This window comes from Janibacter zhangyanbonis, assembly GCF_050507325.1.
Classification (GTDB): Bacteria; Actinomycetota; Actinomycetes; order Actinomycetales; family Dermatophilaceae; genus Janibacter.
Genome location: NZ_CP191481.1, coordinates 39,824 through 56,865, shown reverse-complemented (window position 1 = coordinate 56,865; position 17,042 = coordinate 39,824). Strand labels below are relative to the sequence as shown.

18 protein-coding genes are annotated in these 17,042 nt (G+C 72.8%); 17 read left to right on the top strand and 1 reads right to left on the bottom strand.

Going from position 1 to position 17,042, the window contains the following annotated elements; genetic code table 11:
• From urtB to ACQBJO_RS00265, 10 genes are read left to right on the top strand one after another with little or no spacing between them, the layout of a single operon-like run.
• A complete protein-coding gene (gene urtB / locus ACQBJO_RS00310; protein ID WP_255184901.1) occupies positions 1 to 885 on the top strand; it encodes an urea ABC transporter permease subunit UrtB in 885 nt (294 codons plus the stop codon).
• Positions 882 to 2,036 (top strand): urea ABC transporter permease subunit UrtC, encoded by a 1,155-nt coding sequence (gene urtC / locus ACQBJO_RS00305; protein ID WP_421007734.1) that lies wholly within the window; start codon positions 882 to 884, stop codon positions 2,034 to 2,036. The genes urtB and urtC overlap by 4 nt, the downstream gene beginning before the upstream one ends.
• A complete protein-coding gene (locus ACQBJO_RS00300) occupies positions 2,033 to 2,797 on the top strand; it encodes an ABC transporter ATP-binding protein (protein ID WP_421007733.1) in 765 nt (254 codons plus the stop codon). Before urtC ends, ACQBJO_RS00300 begins: the two co-directional genes overlap by 4 nt.
• Entirely contained in the window at positions 2,797 to 3,480 is a 684-nt protein-coding gene (locus tag ACQBJO_RS00295; RefSeq protein WP_255184898.1) for an ATP-binding cassette domain-containing protein, read from the top strand. The genes ACQBJO_RS00300 and ACQBJO_RS00295 overlap by 1 nt, the downstream gene beginning before the upstream one ends.
• A gap of 1 nt (position 3,481) precedes the next feature.
• Positions 3,482 to 3,784 (top strand): urease subunit gamma, encoded by a 303-nt coding sequence (locus ACQBJO_RS00290; protein ID WP_421007732.1) that lies wholly within the window; start codon positions 3,482 to 3,484, stop codon positions 3,782 to 3,784.
• An 8-nt stretch (positions 3,785 to 3,792) separates the two neighbouring features.
• Positions 3,793 to 4,119, top strand: a complete 327-nt coding sequence (gene ureB, locus ACQBJO_RS00285) for an urease subunit beta (RefSeq protein ID WP_255184896.1) — start codon at positions 3,793 to 3,795, stop codon at positions 4,117 to 4,119.
• Positions 4,119 to 5,822 (top strand): urease subunit alpha, encoded by a 1,704-nt coding sequence (locus tag ACQBJO_RS00280; protein WP_421007731.1) that lies wholly within the window; start codon positions 4,119 to 4,121, stop codon positions 5,820 to 5,822. Before ureB ends, ACQBJO_RS00280 begins: the two co-directional genes overlap by 1 nt.
• A gap of 7 nt (positions 5,823 to 5,829) precedes the next feature.
• On the top strand, positions 5,830 to 6,483 hold the full coding sequence (locus tag ACQBJO_RS00275; protein WP_255184894.1) for an urease accessory protein UreF: 654 nt from the start codon (positions 5,830 to 5,832) through the stop codon (positions 6,481 to 6,483).
• Positions 6,476 to 7,246, top strand: coding sequence for an urease accessory protein UreG (gene ureG / locus ACQBJO_RS00270; RefSeq protein ID WP_421007730.1), 771 nt, complete (start codon positions 6,476 to 6,478; stop codon positions 7,244 to 7,246). Before ACQBJO_RS00275 ends, ureG begins: the two co-directional genes overlap by 8 nt.
• A complete protein-coding gene (locus ACQBJO_RS00265; protein WP_421007729.1) occupies positions 7,230 to 7,928 on the top strand; it encodes an urease accessory protein UreD in 699 nt (232 codons plus the stop codon). Before ureG ends, ACQBJO_RS00265 begins: the two co-directional genes overlap by 17 nt.
• A gap of 285 nt (positions 7,929 to 8,213) precedes the next feature.
• On the opposite strand, the gene ACQBJO_RS00260 is transcribed toward ACQBJO_RS00265, so the two are convergent.
• Positions 8,214 to 9,128: a LysR family transcriptional regulator gene (locus ACQBJO_RS00260; protein ID WP_421007728.1), complete on the bottom strand. Its 915-nt coding sequence runs from the start codon at positions 9,126 to 9,128 to the stop codon at positions 8,214 to 8,216.
• A gap of 81 nt (positions 9,129 to 9,209) precedes the next feature.
• Between ACQBJO_RS00260 and ACQBJO_RS00255 the strand changes: the two genes are divergently transcribed.
• The 7 genes from ACQBJO_RS00255 (at position 9,210) to pknB (ending at position 17,018) form a co-directional block, all read left to right on the top strand.
• Positions 9,210 to 9,401: a hypothetical protein gene (locus ACQBJO_RS00255; protein ID WP_255184890.1), complete on the top strand. Its 192-nt coding sequence runs from the start codon at positions 9,210 to 9,212 to the stop codon at positions 9,399 to 9,401.
• 139 nt (positions 9,402 to 9,540) lie between these two features.
• Positions 9,541 to 10,476: an FhaA domain-containing protein gene (locus tag ACQBJO_RS00250; protein WP_421007727.1), complete on the top strand. Its 936-nt coding sequence runs from the start codon at positions 9,541 to 9,543 to the stop codon at positions 10,474 to 10,476.
• A 36-nt stretch (positions 10,477 to 10,512) separates the two neighbouring features.
• Positions 10,513 to 11,013: an FHA domain-containing protein FhaB/FipA gene (locus ACQBJO_RS00245; protein WP_421007726.1), complete on the top strand. Its 501-nt coding sequence runs from the start codon at positions 10,513 to 10,515 to the stop codon at positions 11,011 to 11,013.
• A 3-nt stretch (positions 11,014 to 11,016) separates the two neighbouring features.
• The gene (locus tag ACQBJO_RS00240) at positions 11,017 to 12,252 is read left to right on the top strand and encodes a Stp1/IreP family PP2C-type Ser/Thr phosphatase (RefSeq protein WP_421007725.1); all 1,236 of its coding nucleotides are present in this window, start codon (positions 11,017 to 11,019) and stop codon (positions 12,250 to 12,252) included.
• A complete protein-coding gene (locus ACQBJO_RS00235) occupies positions 12,249 to 13,625 on the top strand; it encodes an FtsW/RodA/SpoVE family cell cycle protein (RefSeq protein WP_421007724.1) in 1,377 nt (458 codons plus the stop codon). The genes ACQBJO_RS00240 and ACQBJO_RS00235 overlap by 4 nt, the downstream gene beginning before the upstream one ends.
• On the top strand, positions 13,622 to 15,076 hold the full coding sequence (locus ACQBJO_RS00230; protein ID WP_421007723.1) for a peptidoglycan D,D-transpeptidase FtsI family protein: 1,455 nt from the start codon (positions 13,622 to 13,624) through the stop codon (positions 15,074 to 15,076). Before ACQBJO_RS00235 ends, ACQBJO_RS00230 begins: the two co-directional genes overlap by 4 nt.
• A gap of 46 nt (positions 15,077 to 15,122) precedes the next feature.
• Positions 15,123 to 17,018: a Stk1 family PASTA domain-containing Ser/Thr kinase gene (gene pknB, locus ACQBJO_RS00225; protein ID WP_421007722.1), complete on the top strand. Its 1,896-nt coding sequence runs from the start codon at positions 15,123 to 15,125 to the stop codon at positions 17,016 to 17,018.
• The last annotated feature ends 24 nt before the right edge of the window (positions 17,019 to 17,042 follow it).

The following is a 17,042-nucleotide window of genomic DNA, read 5'->3' as shown; positions in this document are numbered from 1 at the left end:
ATGGACGCCATCGTCGCCCAAGTCTTCACGGGGCTCTCCACGGGCGCCGTGCTGCTGCTCATCGCCATCGGCCTGACGCTCACCTTCGGCCAGATGGGCGTCATCAACATGGCGCACGGCGAGTTCATCATGGCCGGCGCCTACACGGCCTTCGTCACGACGAGCATCCTCGGCGGCTCCGGCCTGAGCCTGGTCGTCGCGCTCCCGCTCGGCTTCGTCGTCGGTGGGCTCCTCGGGGTGCTGCTCGAGGCCACGATCATCCGCTGGATGTACCACCGGCCGCTTGACACGCTCCTCGTGACCTTCGGCATCGGGCTCATCCTCCAGCAGCTGGCGCGCGACATCTTCGGCGCGCCGGCCAAGGAGGTGCCCTCGCCGGGGTGGCTCGACGGCAGCGTCGACATCCTCGGCTACGGGTTCCCGATCACCCGGCTCTTCATCATCGTCCTGTCGGTCGTCTGCGTCGCCGGGGTGTGGCTCGTGCTGCGCCGCACCGCCCTCGGCCGGCGCATCCGGGCGACCGTCGCCAACCGCGACCTCGCCGAGAGCGTCGGCATCTCGACCCGCCGCATCGACCAGACGACCTTCTTCATCGGCTCCGGGCTCGCCGGGGTCGCCGGGGTCGCCCTGACGCTGCTCGGGTCGACCGGGCCGACGATCGGGTCGACGTACATCGTCGAGGCCTTCCTCGTCGTCGTCGTCGGTGGCATCGGCCAGATCAAGGGCACGATCCTCGCCGCCCTCGGCGTCGGGCTCGGGCAGTCCGTCCTCGAGTCGCTCACGAGCGGGTCGATGGCCAAGGTCCTCGTCCTCGTCGCGATCGTCGCCTTCCTCCAGATCCGCCCCCAGGGCATCTTCACCGTGAAGACGAGGAGCCTCGCATGACCTCCCCCACCGCACGCAAGCGCGACGCCGGCCGGTCCGGGCTGGGCCCGTGGATCGGGATCGCCGCCCTCGCGCTCGTCCTGCTCCTCGTCGCGCCGGCCGTGCTCAGCACCTTCCGCCTCGGCCTGCTCGCGAAGTACCTCTGCTACGCCATCGCCGCGGTCGGCATCGGTCTCGCGTGGGGCCGGGGCGGGATGCTCGTCCTCGGCCAGGGGCTGTACTTCGGCCTCGGCGGCTACGCGATGGCGATGCACCTCAAGCTCGCCGACGCCGGCCCCGGCGGGGTCCCGGACTTCATGCAGCTGTACTCCGACGGGCAGGTGCCCGGCTGGTGGGAGCCCTTCCGCTCCGGCGGGTTCACCCTCGTCGCGATCGTGCTCGTGCCGGCGCTGCTCGCGGCCCTGCTCGGCCTGGCGATCTTCACCCGCCGGATCCGTGGGGCGTACTTCGCGATCCTGTCGCAGGCGCTCACGGCGGCCTTCGCCATCCTGCTCGTCGGGCAGGTCACGACGACGGGTGGGCTCAACGGGCTGAACAACTTCCAGGGCTTCTTCGGCTACTCCCTGCACGACCCGGCGAACAAGCAGATGATCTACCTCGTCACCGCCGGGGTGCTCGTCCTCGCCCTGGCGCTCGTCGCGCACCTCAACCGCAGCCGCTTCGGCGAGCTGCTCGTCGCGGCGCGGGACGGCGAGGAGCGCGTCCGCTTCCTCGGGCAGAACCCCGCGATGACCAAGCTCGTCGCCTACGTCATCGCGGCGGTCCTCGCGAGCGTCGCCGGGGCGCTCTTCGTTCCGACCGTCGGCATCATCTCGCCGGACGACGTCGGCGTCGTGGCCTCCATCGGCCTGCTGTCCGGGGTCGCCCTCGGTGGCCGCGCCTCGCTCTTCGGCCCCGCCCTCGGCGCCATCGCCGTCGGCTACGCCGAGACGACGCTGTCGGAGAGCTTCGCCGGGTCGTGGACCTACTTCCAGGGCGCGCTCTTCGTCGTCGTCCTGCTCCTGCTGCCCGGTGGTCTCGCCGACCTCGTCATGCGGGGTCGCGATGCCCTCCGACGAAGGGGGGCCACCGCCCCCGGTCCTCGGGTCGCCGCGGCCACCGCCGGACCACACCGACCCAGCGACGACACGACCGAGGTGCCCGCCCGATGACCACCACCCCCACCCGCACCGACGACTACCTCGAGGTCCGCGGCCTGCGCGTCGCCTTCGGCGACTTCGTCGCCGTCGACGGGGTCGACCTGACGCTGCTGCAGGGCCAGGTCCACTTCCTCGTCGGGCCCAACGGCGCCGGGAAGACGACGATCATCGACGCCCTCACCGGCCTCGCCCCGGGCCAGGGCGTCGCCACCCACGGCGGGGTCAACCTCCTCGGCAAGCCGTCGCACCGCATCGCCGCGCTGGGCGTCGGCCGCACCTTCCAGACCGCCACCGTCTTCGAGGAGCTGAGCGTGCTGCAGAACCTCGACATCGCCGGCGTGCGCCACCGCTCGCGGTGGAGCCAGCTGCGGGCGCGGCGGGAGGTGCCTGCCGAGGTCTCCGCGGCCGCGGAGACCATCGGGCTCACCCACCTTCTCGACCACCCCGCCGGCGTGCTGAGTCACGGGCAGAAGCAGTGGCTCGAGATCGGCATGCTCCTCGTCCAGGACGCCTCGGTGATGCTCCTCGACGAGCCGGTCGCCGGCATGAGCGCCGAGGAGCGCGAGGAGACCGGCGAGCTCCTGCGACGCATCGGGCACGAGCGCACGATCGTCGTCGTCGAGCACGACATGGACTTCGTGCGCCGCTTCGCCGACGGCGTCACCGTGCTGCACGCCGGCCGCGTCCTCGCCAGCGGCTCGATGGACATGATCAGGGCCAACCCCGAGGTGCAGCGCGTCTACCTCGGCCAGACCACGGAAGGAGCAGCCTGATGCTGCAGCTCGACGAGGTCGTCGCCGGCTACGGCCGCACGACCGTCCTCCACGACGTCTCGCTCACCGTCCCCACCGGCGGCTGCGTCGCCGTCATGGGGCACAACGGCGCCGGCAAGACGACCCTCCTGCGGGCCGCGATGGGCCTGCTGCCGACGAGCGGCGGCCGGGTGCTCATCGACGGCGAGGACGTCACCGGCTCCCGGCCCAACGAGCGGGTCCGCCGCGGCCTGGGCTACGTCCCGCAGGGGCAGCTGAGCTTCCCCGACATGTCGACGTGGGACAACCTGCTGCTCGTCGCCGGCAAGGACCGGGCCGCGATCGACGAGGTGCTCGACACCTTCCCCGCGCTCACCGGGCTGCTCCAGCGCCCGGCGGGACTGCTCTCGGGAGGCCAGCGCCAGCAGCTGTCCATCGCGAGGACGCTCCTCACCCGCCCTTCGCTCCTCATCCTCGACGAGCCGACGGAGGGCATCCAGCCCAATGTCGTCGCCGAGATCGAGCGGGTCATCACCGACCTCACCGGCCGCGGCGACCTCGGGGTGCTGCTCGTCGAGCAGCACATCGGCTTCGCCCTGCGCACAGCCGAGCGCTACTACGTGCTCGAGTCCGGCCGGGTCGTCGGCGAGGGCGCCGGCGGCGCCGAGGCCGGGGCCGACGTCCGCGCGCTCATGGCGGTGTGACGTGCACCTGACCCCCGCCGACGTCGACAAGCTGCTGCTCGCCACCGCGGGCATGGTCGCCCGCGACCGCCTGGCCCGCGGGGTGCGGCTCAACCACCCCGAGGCGGTCGCGCTGCTGAGCACCTGGGTCATCGAGCGCGCCCGCGAGGGCGCGGGCGTCGCCGAGCTCATGGAGACCGGCCGCCACGTGCTCACCGCCGACGACGTCATGCCCGAGGTGCCGGCGATGGTCACCGATGTGCAGATCGAGGCGACCTTTGACGACGGGCGCAAGCTCGTCACCCTCCACCACCCGATCAGCTGAGGAGCACCATGGCCACCCCGACCACCGAGGGCCCCGGAGCGATCCGCGTCGGCGCCGGCGACGTCGTGCTCAACGGCGACCGCACCGACGACGAGCGACGCCGCGTCGTCATCGTCAACACCGGCGACCGTCCGGTCCAGATCGGCTCGCACGTCCACCTCCCGCAGGTCAACGCCGCGCTGTCCTTCGACCGAGAGGCGCTCGTCGGGTTTCGCCTCGACATCCCGTCGGGGACGTCGCAGCGCTTCGAGCCCGGCGTGAGCCGCGAGGTCGACGCCGTCGCCCTGCGCGGGCGGCGTCGCGTCCCCGGCATCCAGATCGGGGGCGGGCTCTGATGGCGCGCATGTCCCGCGCCGCCTACGCCGCGCTCTACGGCCCGACGACCGGCGACCAGGTCCGGCTCGGCGACACCGACCTGTGGATCGAGGTCGAGGACGACCGCACCGTCGGCGGGGAGGAAGCCATCTTCGGGGGCGGCAAGTCGATCCGCGAGTCCATGGCCCAGTCGACCCTCTCCCGCGCCGAGGGCGCGCTCGACACCGTGATCACCAACGCGATCGTCCTCGACCACTGGGGCGTCGTGCGCGGCGACGTCGGCATCCGCGACGGGCGGATCGTCGCCATCGGCCGCGCCGGCAACCCCGACATCGCCGACGGCGTGCACCCCCAGCTCGTCATCGGGCCCTCGACCGACGTCATCGCGGGCGAGGGCAGGATCCTCACCGCCGGCGCCGTCGACGTGCACGTCCACCTGCTCTCCCGCTCCCAGGTCCACGAGGCCCTCGCCACCGGCATCACGACGATCGGTGGCGGCGGCACCGGCCCCTCCGAGGGATCGAAGGCCACGACCGTCACCCCCGGCCCGTGGCACCTGGCCGCGGTCCACCGCGCCCTCGACCCGCTGCCGGTCAACGTCCTGCTCATGGGCAAGGGCAACACCGTCTCCGCCGCCGGTCTGACCGAGCAGGCGAAGGGGGGAGCCGCCGCCTACAAGGTCCACGAGGACTGGGGCTCGACCCCCGCGGCCATCGACGCAGCGCTGCGCGCCGCGGACGAGCACGGGCTGCAGGTCGCCCTCCACTCGGACTCGCTCAACGAGGCCGGCTACGTCGACTCGACGCTGCAGGCGATCGGTGACCGATCGATCCACGCCTTCCACGCCGAGGGCGCCGGCGGCGGGCACGCGCCCGACATCATCACCGTCGCGGGGCAGCCGCACGTCATCCCCGGGTCGACGAACCCCACGCTCCCGCACACGGTCAACACCGTCGCCGAGCACCTCGACATGCTCATGGTCTGCCACCACCTCAACCCCCGCGTGCCGGAGGACCTCGCCTTCGCCGAGTCGCGGATCCGGGAGAGCACGATCGCCGCCGAGGACCTGCTCCACGACCTCGGGGCCATGTCGATCACCTCGTCCGACGCGCAGGCGATGGGCCGCATCGGCGAGGTCGTCTGCCGCACCTGGCAGGTCGCGCACGCGATGAAGGCCCGCTTCGGCCGGCTCGGCGAGAGCCTGCCCGCGGACAACGAACGGGCCCGCCGCTACGTGGCGAAGTACACGATCAACCCCGCGATCGCGCACGGCATCGGCCACGAGGTCGGGTCGGTCGAGCCGGGCAAGCTCGCCGACCTCGTCCTGTGGGACCCGCGATTCTTCGGGATCCGCCCCCAGGTGGTGCTCAAGGCGGGGATGCTCGTCGTCGGGGCGCTCGGGGATGCCAACGCGTCGATCCCCACGCCGCAGCCGGTGCTCATGCGCCCGACGCTCGTCGGCGGGGACGGTGCCGACCACGCCGTGTCCTTCGTCAGCCCGGCCGCGCTCGACGACGGCCTCGCCGAGCGGCTCGGGCTGCGCCGCCGGCTCGCCGCGGTCACCGACACCCGGGCGGTCGGCAAAGCGCAGATGGTCAACAACGACGCGCTGCCCGACATCGTCGTCGACCCCGAGACCTTCGCCATCACCATCGAGGGCGAGCGCGTCGTGCCTGCCCCCGTCGCGTCGGTGCCCCTCGGGCGCCTGTACTCGATGTTCTGAGCCGACGATGACGACCGACAACTCGACGGGAGGCCTCGTCGCACTGCTCCTGGCGGACGCCCGCCTACCCATCGGCGGGCACGCCCGCTCCGGGTCGCTCGAGCCGGCGCTGGCCGCGGGGCTGACCGACATCCCAGGCTTCATCGACCTGCAGCTGCAGACCATCGCCCGCACCGACGCGGGCACCGCGGTCGTCGCCCGCGCGCTCGCCCTCGCCGGGCACGACCTGCGGCCGGTGCTGCGCGCCTGGGCGGCCCGGACGCCGAGCGCCGCCATGCGGGAGGACGCCGCGATCGTCGGGGCAGCCCTCACCCGCCTCGCCGGACGCCTGTGGCCGGGGGCCGGGATCCCCCCTTCGTCCCCCGGGCCGGTGGCGCTCGGGGTCATCGCGGCGCACGCCGGCGTCGCCCCGGACGCCCTCGCCCGGGTCGTCGCGCACGACACGATCCAGACGATCACGTCGGCGACGCTGAAGCTCGCGCCCGGCGACCCGCTCGAGGTGGCGGCGTGGACGCTGGCGGCCTTCCCCGCGGGTGAGGCGCTCGTCGCCGCCACCGCCCACCTCACCGACCCCGACGACATCCCCGCCGGCAGCGCGCCGGCGATCGAGACCTGTGCAGAGACCCACACGACCGCGACCAGGAGGCTCTTCCGTGCCTGACCACACCCACCCCGCCCTGCGACTCGGGATCGCCGGCCCCGTCGGCACCGGCAAGAGCTCGCTGATCATGATGATCTGCCGGGAGCTCGCCGCCGAGCTCGAGATCGGGGTCGTCACCAACGACATCTACACGGACGAGGACGCGCGGATGATCCGGGCCGCCGGCGTGCTCGACCCCGCCCGGGTACGGGCCGTCGAGACCGGCGCGTGCCCGCACACCGCGATCCGCGACGACGTCACGGCCAACGCCCTGGCGTGCGACGCGCTCGAGGCCGACCACGGCCCGCTCGACCTCGTGCTCGTCGAGTCGGGCGGCGACAACCTCACCGCGACCTTCTCCCCCGCGCTCGTCGGGGCGCAGATCTTCGTCATCGACGTCGCCGGCGGCGGGGACGTCGCGCGCAAGGGCGGTCCCGGCATCGAGCGGGCCGACCTGCTCGTCGTCAACAAGACCGACCTCGGGCCGCACGTCGGGGTGGACGTCGACCGGATGCACGCCGACGCGACCGCCGCGCGCGACGGCGGCGAGGTCATCGCGCTCTCCCGCACCGACCCCGCGTCCGTGGCCCGGCTGCGGGCCTGGGTGCTGGAGCAGGTGGCGGACTACCGGGCCGGCACGTTGACGCCCCAGGACCCCGGGCCGATGGCGCCGCACAGCCACGGCCCCGGCGAGGAGCCGCACACCCACGGTGACGGGGCGCACGGCCACGGCGGCGGGGAGCCGCTCGCGCACGACCTAGCCGGCAGTGCGCACGCGCACTGAGGCGACCCGCGTCGAGGTCTCGCTGCGGGCGGGCCGGGCGGTCGTCAGCAGCGGCGGAGGGGTGCTGCGCGTGGTGACCCTGGGGGCCACGGGCGCCCGGCTGCGGCTGGCGCTCGTGCCCGAGCGAGCGCTGCTGCTCGCCGGCGACGACGTCGCCCTCGACGTCCGGGTCGACGACGGGGTGCAGCTGCACCTCGTCGAGACGGCCGGCACGGTCGCCTACGACATGCGCGGCGGTGAGGCCCGATGGCAGGTTCGCCTCGGAGTCGGCGACGACGCGTCGCTGGTCCACGATGCTCTGCCCTGGGTCTCGGCCCAGGGCTCGCGGGTCGAGCGGCGCCTGGACCTCGAGCTCGTCGGGTCGGGCACCGCGCTCCTGCGGGAGACGCTCGTCCTCGGTCGCCACGGCGAGCGCCCGGGAGCCCTGGTGTCGCGCACCCGGGTGAGCCGGGACGGGGAGCCGGTCCTCGTCGAGGACCTCGACGCCGCCGACCTCGCCCCAGCGCGGGTGCTCGACGCGGTCTACGCCTTCGGCCCGCCCAGCGAAGCGGTGCCCGGACTCACCCGGCTCGTCACCGCTGACGGCGACGTCATCCACCGCTCGCTCGCGGACGCGGCACACGAAGCCTCAGGCCTGCTCGACCGCGCCTGGGCGCAGACACTCGCCCCCGGCGGGCGTTGACGGCGCCCGGCGGTGCGGGGTGGCGGCGCGGCCGACGGCGGTGCGGTCGGTGGAGGTAATCGGCGTCCGCCTATCGAGTCGCCAATACCTCGACCCGGGCCGTCGTTGGCAGCGGCGAAAGGTCGGTGCAGGCACTACGGTCCTGACTCGTCCTATGCATCACCCGCCGCTCGGGCGCGATCCAGAGGACGACTCAGGGCCGTAGTCACCCGGACAGCCGCCAAAGGTGCCCCGACCCCGTCCGGTCACCGCTGATGTGGCACGTACTTCAGCACATGCGAGGGGTCAGGCGGCGTCGGCCTCGTCGACCCCGCGGGCCGCCTCGAGCAGCAGCCCGATGGCGCGCTGGGCGGCGGGGCTGCCTTCGGCGGAGTCACGTAGGAGGGCGACGATCCGGCGGCGGGGGGCGGGCTCGCGCACGTCGAGGACGACCGTGCCCGCCGGGGCGGCGAGCCCGGCCAGGCGCGGCAGCACGCACACACCGACGCCCGCGGCGACGAAGGCCATCGCCGTGTGGTGGTCGTCAGAGCGGGCGACGTAGTTGGGGGCCACGCCCGAGGCGGCCGCGGCCCGGTTGATGATCTGGGTGCACATGCTCTCGACGCGGTCGTCACGGATCCAGGCCTCGCCGTCGAGGTCGACGAGGCCGATCTCGGCCCGCCCGGCGAGCGCGTGGTCGCGCGGCACGACGCAGACATAGGTCTCCTCCGCGAGCACCCGGCGGCAGCGGCCGGGCGTCTCCGGCACCTCGGCCTCGGGGTCCTCGACCCGGATGTCGATGTCGGCACGCAGTCCCTGCTGCTGCACGGCCGACTCGTTGAGCGCGAGGTCGATGACCAGCCCGGGGTACTCCTCGCGCAGCCGGCGTACGACCCCGGGCACCCACTCCTGCGCCGCCGAGCTGAAGGACGCGATCTCGAGGCCCCCGGTGTGCCCCGAGCGCAGGTCGGCGACCATCCCGGTGAGCCGGGCGAGGTTGCCCATGAGCTCCTCGGACTCGGTGGCGAGCAGCCGGCCCGTGGCGGTCGGCACGATGCCGCGACCAGCCTTTTCGAAGAGGGTCAGCCCGGTCTCGCGCTGCAGCGCGGTGATGTGCTGGCTGATCGTCGACGGCGTGTAGCCGAGATGGCGGGCGGCGGCCTGCACGGAGCCGCTGGCGACGACGGCGCGGAAGACCCTGAGGCGGTTGACGTCGAGCATCTGCCCACCATACGCCCGCACCGAACGATCCGTCGATAATCTTCGCTTGTCCCCAACGGTTGCGCGGAGGACCGTGGAGGCATGAGCCGCTTCCGCTTCCCCTTCGACCCGACCGCCCCCGCCGACCGTGACGACGTCCGCCTGACCGCCGAGCTCCAGGCGATCGCCCAGGACGAGACCCGCACCCCCGCGCGCCCCGAGCCGACCCGTCGGTCGCGCCGCGGGCACTCCCTTCGCCACGCCCTCCGGCCGAGGGCGCTGCGCCTGCACTGAACACGAAACGGAGACGGGCCGCGCACGCTGCGCGGCCCGTTTCCGTTGTCGCGGCGAGGGGTACAGGCATCGCCCAGAGTCAGACGTTAGGCTCGCCGCACCTGTGACCGTGATGACGTCTGCCCGAAGGGAGGAGCGCGTGAGCCTCTTCGAACGCATGGAGCGCAAGCTCGAGCGCACCGTCAACGGCGTCTTCGCGCGCGCCTTCCGCGCCGAGGTCCAGCCGCTGGAGCTCGCGTCCGCCCTGCGCCGCGCGATGGACGACCGCGCCACGATGCTCGGCCGCGGCCGCACGATCGTGCCCAACCTCTTCACCATCGAGCTCGCGCCGAGCGACTACGAGCGGCTCACCGAGTTCGACGAGGAGCTCGAGGACGAGCTCGTCGCCGCCGCCCAGGAGCACGCCGACTCGCAGCGCTACCAGCCCGGCGGCCCGCTGCAGGTCCTCTTCGACGAGGACGAGGAGCTCGAGACCGGCGTCTTCCGCGTCCGCCCGGCCACCGCCCGGCAGCGCGTCGAGCGCGCCGACCAGGCCCGCGTCTACGCCGACCAGCAGTCCGGCGACGACGACGCCTACGACGAGTACTCCGGCGGCTGGGACCTCGACGACGCCCACGGCGACGACGAGCCCGACGACCACGACCACCACGCCGTCGCCGCCGCGCCCGCCGCGGCGCCCGAGCGGACGGTGCCTCGCCCCCCTTCGCCCCGCCGCGAGGAGGACCAGCCGACGTCGGTGCACCGCCCCGAGCCGCCGCGCCAGGCCCCGACCCGGTCCGTCCACGACCGGCCGTGGCTCGAGATCGACGGCGAGCGCTACCCGCTGATCTCCGCAATGACCGTGCTCGGCCGCGACGAGACCGCCGACGTCGTCCTCGACGACCCCGGGATCTCGCGGCGGCACTGCGAGGTGCGCGTCACCCACGACGGCCCGCACCTCGTGACCCACCTGCGCGACCTCGGCTCGACCAATGGCACCTTCGTCAACGGCGAACCGACCGACGCGGTGCGGCTCACCGACGGTGACTCGATCACCGTCGGGCGCACGCACGCCACCTTCCACGTCGGCCGCTGAGCCGGCCCCACCACACACCCGACAGGAGTCCCGGACGTGAGCGAGTTGACGGTCACCGTGCTGCGCCTCGGCCTGCTCGTGCTCCTGTGGGTCTTCGTGCTGTCCGTCGCCTCGGTGCTGCGCACCGACCTCTTCGGCACCCGCGTCGTCAACCGGCGCCCGGCCCCGCCCAAGAAGGCCGGACGGCGAGGAGCGAAGGGGGCCGCCCCCGTCGCCGAGACCCCACGCCCCCCGCGCAACCCCCGCACCCCGACCCACCTCGTCCTCACGACGGGGCCGCTCACCGGCACCTCCCTGCCGCTGCGCGAGTCCGGCGTGCTCATCGGCCGCAACCCCGAGTGCGCCCTCGTCCTCGACGACGAGTTCGCCTCCGGCCGGCACGCCCGGATCATCCGCGGCGAGGACGGCTGGTACGTCGAGGACCTCGGCTCGACCAACGGCACCTTCCTCGGCCAGTACCGCGTCGGTGACCCCGTGCCGGTCGAGACCGGCACCTCGATCCGGATCGGCCGCACGGTCATCGAGCTGAGGAACTAGCCGATGGCGCTGACCTTCCTCTTCGCCGCAAGGTCCGACGTCGGGCTCGTCCGCAAGGACAACCAGGACTCGGGCTATGCCGGGCCGCACCTCCTCGTCGTCGCCGACGGCATGGGCGGGCACGCCGGCGGCGACCTCGCCTCCGCGACCGTCATCACCGAGCTCGTCGAGATCGACCACGACTCGCTCACCGCCGCCGAGGCCTCGACCCAGCTCGGCCGGGCGATCACCCGCGCCAACGGCGAGATCGCGCGCACCTATGCGGACAACGCCGAGCTCGAGGGCATGGGCACGACGGTCACCGCGATCATGCGGGCCCGCAACAAGCTGATCCTCGCCCACATCGGCGACTCGCGCGCCTATCTGCTGCGCGACGGCCGGCTGTCGCAGATCACCAAGGACCACTCCTTCGTCCAGACCCTCATCGACGAGGGCCGGATCACCGAGGAGGAGGCGAGCACCCACCCGCAGCGCTCCGTCGTCACCCGCGTGCTCACCGGCGCCGACGACGACGAGCCCGACCTCGGTGCCCGCGAGGCCCACCTCGGCGACCGCTACCTGCTGTGCTCCGACGGCCTCTCCGGCTTCGTCGCCATCGACACCATCGAGGAGATCCTCACCGGCGGCACCCCGCCCGGCCAGGCCGCGGACGACCTCGTCTCGCTCGCGCTGCGCGCCGGCGCCCCCGACAACGTCACCGTCGTCGTCGCCGACGTCGTCGAGTCGGGCACCGCTCCCTCGACCCAGCCGCAGGTCGTCGGCTCCGCCGCCCTGCGCCGCCCGCGCAAGCGGGTCGACACCTCCCCCGCCGCCCGCGCCGCCGCGCTGACCCGGACCGACGACGAGGACGAGACCGTCGAGCTCGACGAGGAGCACACCGGCCGCCGGGGCCGCTGGGCCCGCCGCCTCGGCGGGCTGCTCGTCGCCCTGCTGCTCGTCGGTGCCGTCGGCTACGCCGGCTATGCGTGGACCCAGACGCAGTACTACGTCGGCGCCCAGGACGGGCACGTCACCGTCTACCGCGGCGTCGCCCAGGACCTCGGGCCGATCTCGCTGCACTCGGCGGTCGACCAGACCGACATCGAGCTGTCCGAGCTGCCCTCCTTCTACCGCGACGAGGTCGAGGCGACGATCTCCGTCGGCTCGCGCTCCGCCGCCGACGAGCGGGTCGACAGCCTGCGCACCGCCGCGAAGAAGTGCGGTCAGCTGCGGGCCACCGGGGAGCCGTGCGGACGATGAGCCGGGCCATCACGACGATCACCCCCGCCCGCGGGCGCAATGTCGAGCTGCTGCTCACGGCGCTCGCCATCGGCGTGGTCATCCTCGCCTACATCAACGTCTCGGTCGCCGAGTCCGGCGAGATCCCCCCGGACCTGCTCGGCCACACCGGCATCCTCGCGGCGATCGCCCTCGCCGTGCACCTCGTCCTGCGCTGGCGGGCCTCCTTCGCCGACCCGATCATCCTGCCGATCGTCACCCTGCTCAACGGCATCGGACTGGTGATGATCCACCGGCTCGACCTCGCGGCCGGGCGCGACTTCTCCAGCGGGCTCGCCCTTCGCCAGCTCATCTGGACCGGCTTGGGCGTCGGCATCGCCCTCGTCGTGCTCGTCCTGCTGCGCGACCATCGCGCGCTGCGGCGCTACACCTACACCGCGGGGCTCTTCGCGCTGATCTTCATCGCGCTGCCGCTCACGCCCCTCGGCCACTCGGTCTACGGCGCGAAGATCTGGATCAAGCTCGGCGCCTTCACCTTCCAGCCGGCCGAGGTCGCCAAGATCCTGCTCGCGATCTTCTTCGCCGGCTATCTCGTGCAGACCCGCGACATGCTCGCCCTCGCCGGGCGCAAGTTCCTCGGCATCACCTTCCCCCGCGGCCGCGACCTCGGCCCGCTCGTCATCGCCTGGCTCGCCGCCGCGCTCGTCCTCGTGCTGGAAAACGACTTCGGCACGACGTTGCTGATCTTCGGGCTCTTCGTCGCCATGCTCTACATCGCGACCGAGCGCACCTCGTGGATCGTCCTCGGCCTGGGCCTCGCCGCCGTCGGTGCGGTCGTCGTCTACCAGTTCGCCGGGCACGTGCAGACCCGCATCCTGTGCTGGACCGACACCTTCTCCGAGGCCGGCATGGAGCAGTGCGGCCAGCTCGGCACCGGGATCATGGGCATGGCCGCCGGCGGCATCTCCGGCACCGGCCTGGGCCGCGGCCGGCCGTGGCTGACCCCGCTGCCCGAGTCGGACTTCATCTTCACCAGCCTCGCCGAGGAGCTCGGCCTCATCGGCGTCTTCGCGCTGATCCTGCTCTACGCGCTGCTCGTCGAGCGCGGCCTGCGCTCGGCCATCGGCCTGCGCGACGGCTTCGGCAAGCTGCTCGCGAGCGGACTGACCTTCGTCCTGGCCATCCAGGTCTTCGTCGTCATCGGCGGCGTCACCCGGGTCATCCCGCTCACCGGTCTCACCCTCCCCTTCGTCGCCTACGGCGGGTCCTCGCTGCTGACCAACTGGACGCTCATCGCGATCCTGCTGCGGATCAGCGACCACGCCCGCCGGCCGGAGCCGGAGTTCGACCCGGCCTCGATGGACGCCCCGACGCAGGTGGTGAAGACGCGATGAACCAGCCCATCCGCCGCCTGTCGATGCTCGTCGCGCTGATGTTCGTCCTCCTGCTCGGCGCGAGCACGTGGATCCAGGTTCTCGGCAGCCAGGACATCAACGACCGCCCGGGCAACCGCCGCACGCAGCTCGAGAGCTATGCCCGCGAGCGCGGCCAGATCCTCCTCGGCGGTCGTGCCATCGCCTCGTCGTCGCCGACGCAGGACGACCTGCAGTGGCAGCGCACCTACAGCGACCCGCGGCTCTACTCGCACGTCACGGGATGGAACTCCTTCACCTACGGCCCCGGTGGCGGCGTCGAGTCCGCCTCCGACGGCCTGCTCTCCGGCCGCGACGACAAGCTCTTCTACGACCGGCTCACGGGCACGATCGCCGGCCGCACGCCGAAGGGGGCGAGTGTCGAGCTGACCATCAACCCCCAGGTGCAGCGCGCCGCGGACGAGGCCCTCGGTGACCAGCGCGGCGCCGTCGTCGCCCTCGACCCGCGCACCGGCGAGATCCTCGCGATGGTCTCGCACCCCGACTTCGACCCGACGCCCCTGGTGAGCCACTCGCCGGCGACGGAGAAGAAGGCCTGGGACTCGCTCAACTCCGACCCGGGCCGCCCCCTGGTCAACCGCGCGATCTCCGGCAACCTCTACCCGCCGGGCTCGGTCTTCAAGATCGTCACGGCCGCGGCCGCCATCGAGGACGGCCAGTGGTCCAAGGACTCCGAGATCCCGGGCCCGGCCGAGCTCGACCTGCCGCAGACCACGACCAACCTGCCCAACTCGCACGCCGGCGCCTGCGGGCCCAACGACATGGTGACCCTCGCGGTCGCCATGCAGGACTCGTGCAACACCGCCTTCGGCTGGCTCGGCATGGAGCTCGGCGGCGACGCGATGCGGGAGCAGGCGAGCAAGTTCGGCTTCGGCGAGGACCTCGACATCCCGATGAAGGTCACGCCGTCGACGCTCCCCGACGAGATGAACCCGCCGCAGGAGGCCCAGGTCGGCATCGGCCAGTACGACGTGCGCGTCACCCCGCTGCAGGTCGCCATGGTGAGCGCGGCGGTCGCCAACGACGGCGTCGTCATGACCCCGCACCTCGTCCAGTCGGTGCTCGGCTCCGACCTGTCGGAGATCAGCGAGACCAAGCCCGAGCAGCTGTCCAAGGCCATGGAACCCGAGACGGCCGACGAGCTCACCGACATGATGAAGCTCGTCGTCGAGCGCGGCACGGGCACCCAGGCCGCCGTCCCCGGCTACAGCGTCGCCGGCAAGACCGGCACCGCCGAGCACGCCGACGGCGCCGCGCCGCACGCGTGGTTCACCGGATTCGCCCCGGCCGACAACCCGAAGATCGCCGTGGCGGTCGTCGTCGAGGACGGCGGCCGGGCCGGCAACGAGGCCTACGGCGGATCGGTCGCCGGACCGATCAGCGCGGCCGTGATGAAGGCGGCGCTCGAGTGACCCACCACCCCAGCACCCACACCACCCGCACGTCCAGGGGGACAGCATGAGCACCTCGACACCGCGTCTGCTCGGCGGCCGCTACGAGGTCGGCGAGCTCATCGGGCGCGGCGGCATGGCCGAGGTCCACCTGGGCCACGACGCCCGACTCGGCCGTCCGGTCGCGATCAAGATCCTGCGCACCGACCACGCCCGCGACGCCGCCTTCCTCGGCCGCTTCCGCCGCGAGGCGCAGTCGGTCGCCGGCCTCAACCACCGCTCGATCGTCGCCGTCTACGACTCCGGCGAGGACCGCATCACCGAGGCCGGTGGCGCGACCCTCGACATCCCCTACATCGTCATGGAGTACGTCGACGGCCGCACGCTGCGCGAGCTGCTCAACGAGTCCGAGCACGGCTACCTCGACCCCGCCGACGCCGCCCGCATCGTCCAGCAGGTCCTCGAGGCCCTCGACTACAGCCACGACATGGGCATCGTCCACCGCGACATCAAGCCCGGCAACGTCATGGTCACCGACGACGGCAGCGTCAAGGTCATGGACTTCGGGATCGCCCGGGCCATCGCCGACACCCAGGCCACGATGACCCAGACCCAGGCGGTCATCGGCACCGCGCAGTACATCTCGCCCGAGCAGGCGCGCGGCGAGACGGTCGACAAGCGCAGCGACGTCTACTCCTCCGGCTGCCTGCTCTTCGAGCTGCTCACCGGGCGCACGCCCTACACCGGCGAGCCCATCTCGCTGACCTACCAGCACGTCAACGCCGACATCCCGCTCCCTTCGTCGGTCAACCCCGACGTCCCGGCGGAGCTGGACGCGATCACCCACCACGCGCTGACCAAGGACCGCGACGAGCGCTACCCCGACGCCCGGACGATGGCCGAGGACCTCGGGGCATACCGCGGCGGCATGCCGATCAGCCCGGTTGCCACCGAGCGGCTCGAGGCCGCGACGACGACCCTGCCGGTCACCGCGCCCAGCGCCGCCGCGCCGCTGGCGGCCGACCCCGACACCGCATCGATGCCCCTGGCCGGACCACGGCGCCGCCGCTCCGGCCTGGGCTGGGTCTTCGCTGCCCTCCTGCTCATCCCGCTCGCCCTGCTCGGGTGGTACGCGTGGAGCGCCAGCCAGGGCGAGGAGGTCGTGCAGGTGAGCGTGCCCGACCTCGTCGGCAAGGACGAGGCCGTCGCCCGCTCGGAGCTGACCAAGGTTGGCCTGCGGCCCGATGTCGAGAAGGTCGCGGACGACGCGCCGATGGGCGAGGTCGTCGCGCAGGACCCCGGCAAGGGAGCGAGCGTCCCGTCCGGGGACACCGTCGTCATCGAGGTCTCCAACGGCCCCGGAGAGGTCGGGGTGCCGAGCATCATCGGCATGAGCCGCAGCGAGGCCAAGTCCGCCCTCGAGGCCCAGGGCCTCACGCTCGGCACCGTCACCGAGGAGGACAGCCCCGACCAGGCGGCCAACCACGTCATCAGCACCAACCCCGGCGTCGCCGAGCCGGTGGCGAAGGGGAGCAGTGTGGACGTCGTCGTCGCGAGCGGCGACGTGCAGCTCAAGGACTACACCGGCCAGCAGATCGACGACGTGCGCAACGAGATCTTCGCGCTCGGCCTCGAGGTCAGCGTCGAGTCCGAGATCTCCAGCGAGGAGCCGGGCACGATCCTGAGCCAGGATCCCGACGCGGGCAAGGTCCGTCAGGGACGCACGGTCACCTTCGTCGTGGCGCGCGAGCCCAACCAGACGACGACCGCGACCGTCACCGAGACGCCGACGGACACCTCGACGAGCGAGTCCTCGAGCGACTCCCCGACGAGCAGCGACAGCCCGAGCAGCTCGGAGCCGTCGTCGACCTCGACCTCGCCGTCGGGCACGCTCAGCCCGTCGCCCAGCTCGACCCGCACCCCCGGGTCGGACCGCACGACCCAGTCCCCCTCGAGCCCGTAGTCGTCCCTCGACCCCGCGAGCGCA

Bases quoted from the DNA above. Each gene is read 5' to 3' on its own strand.
- urtB (WP_255184901.1), top strand. From the start codon at position 1: ATGGACGCCATCGTCGCCCAAGTCTTCACGGGGCTCTCCACGGGCGCC.
- urtC (WP_421007734.1), top strand. From the start codon at position 882: ATGACCTCCCCCACCGCACGCAAGCGCGACGCCGGCCGGTCCGGGCTG.
- ACQBJO_RS00300 (WP_421007733.1), top strand. From the start codon at position 2,033: ATGACCACCACCCCCACCCGCACCGACGACTACCTCGAGGTCCGCGGC.
- ACQBJO_RS00295 (WP_255184898.1), top strand. From the start codon at position 2,797: ATGCTGCAGCTCGACGAGGTCGTCGCCGGCTACGGCCGCACGACCGTC.
- ureB (WP_255184896.1), top strand. From the start codon at position 3,793: ATGGCCACCCCGACCACCGAGGGCCCCGGAGCGATCCGCGTCGGCGCC.
- ACQBJO_RS00280 (WP_421007731.1), top strand. From the start codon at position 4,119: ATGGCGCGCATGTCCCGCGCCGCCTACGCCGCGCTCTACGGCCCGACG.
- ACQBJO_RS00275 (WP_255184894.1), top strand. From the start codon at position 5,830: ATGACGACCGACAACTCGACGGGAGGCCTCGTCGCACTGCTCCTGGCG.
- ACQBJO_RS00260 (WP_421007728.1), bottom strand. From the start codon at position 9,128: ATGCTCGACGTCAACCGCCTCAGGGTCTTCCGCGCCGTCGTCGCCAGC.
- ACQBJO_RS00255 (WP_255184890.1), top strand. From the start codon at position 9,210: ATGAGCCGCTTCCGCTTCCCCTTCGACCCGACCGCCCCCGCCGACCGT.
- ACQBJO_RS00240 (WP_421007725.1), top strand. From the start codon at position 11,017: ATGGCGCTGACCTTCCTCTTCGCCGCAAGGTCCGACGTCGGGCTCGTC.
- ACQBJO_RS00235 (WP_421007724.1), top strand. From the start codon at position 12,249: ATGAGCCGGGCCATCACGACGATCACCCCCGCCCGCGGGCGCAATGTC.
- ACQBJO_RS00230 (WP_421007723.1), top strand. From the start codon at position 13,622: ATGAACCAGCCCATCCGCCGCCTGTCGATGCTCGTCGCGCTGATGTTC.
- pknB (WP_421007722.1), top strand. From the start codon at position 15,123: ATGAGCACCTCGACACCGCGTCTGCTCGGCGGCCGCTACGAGGTCGGC.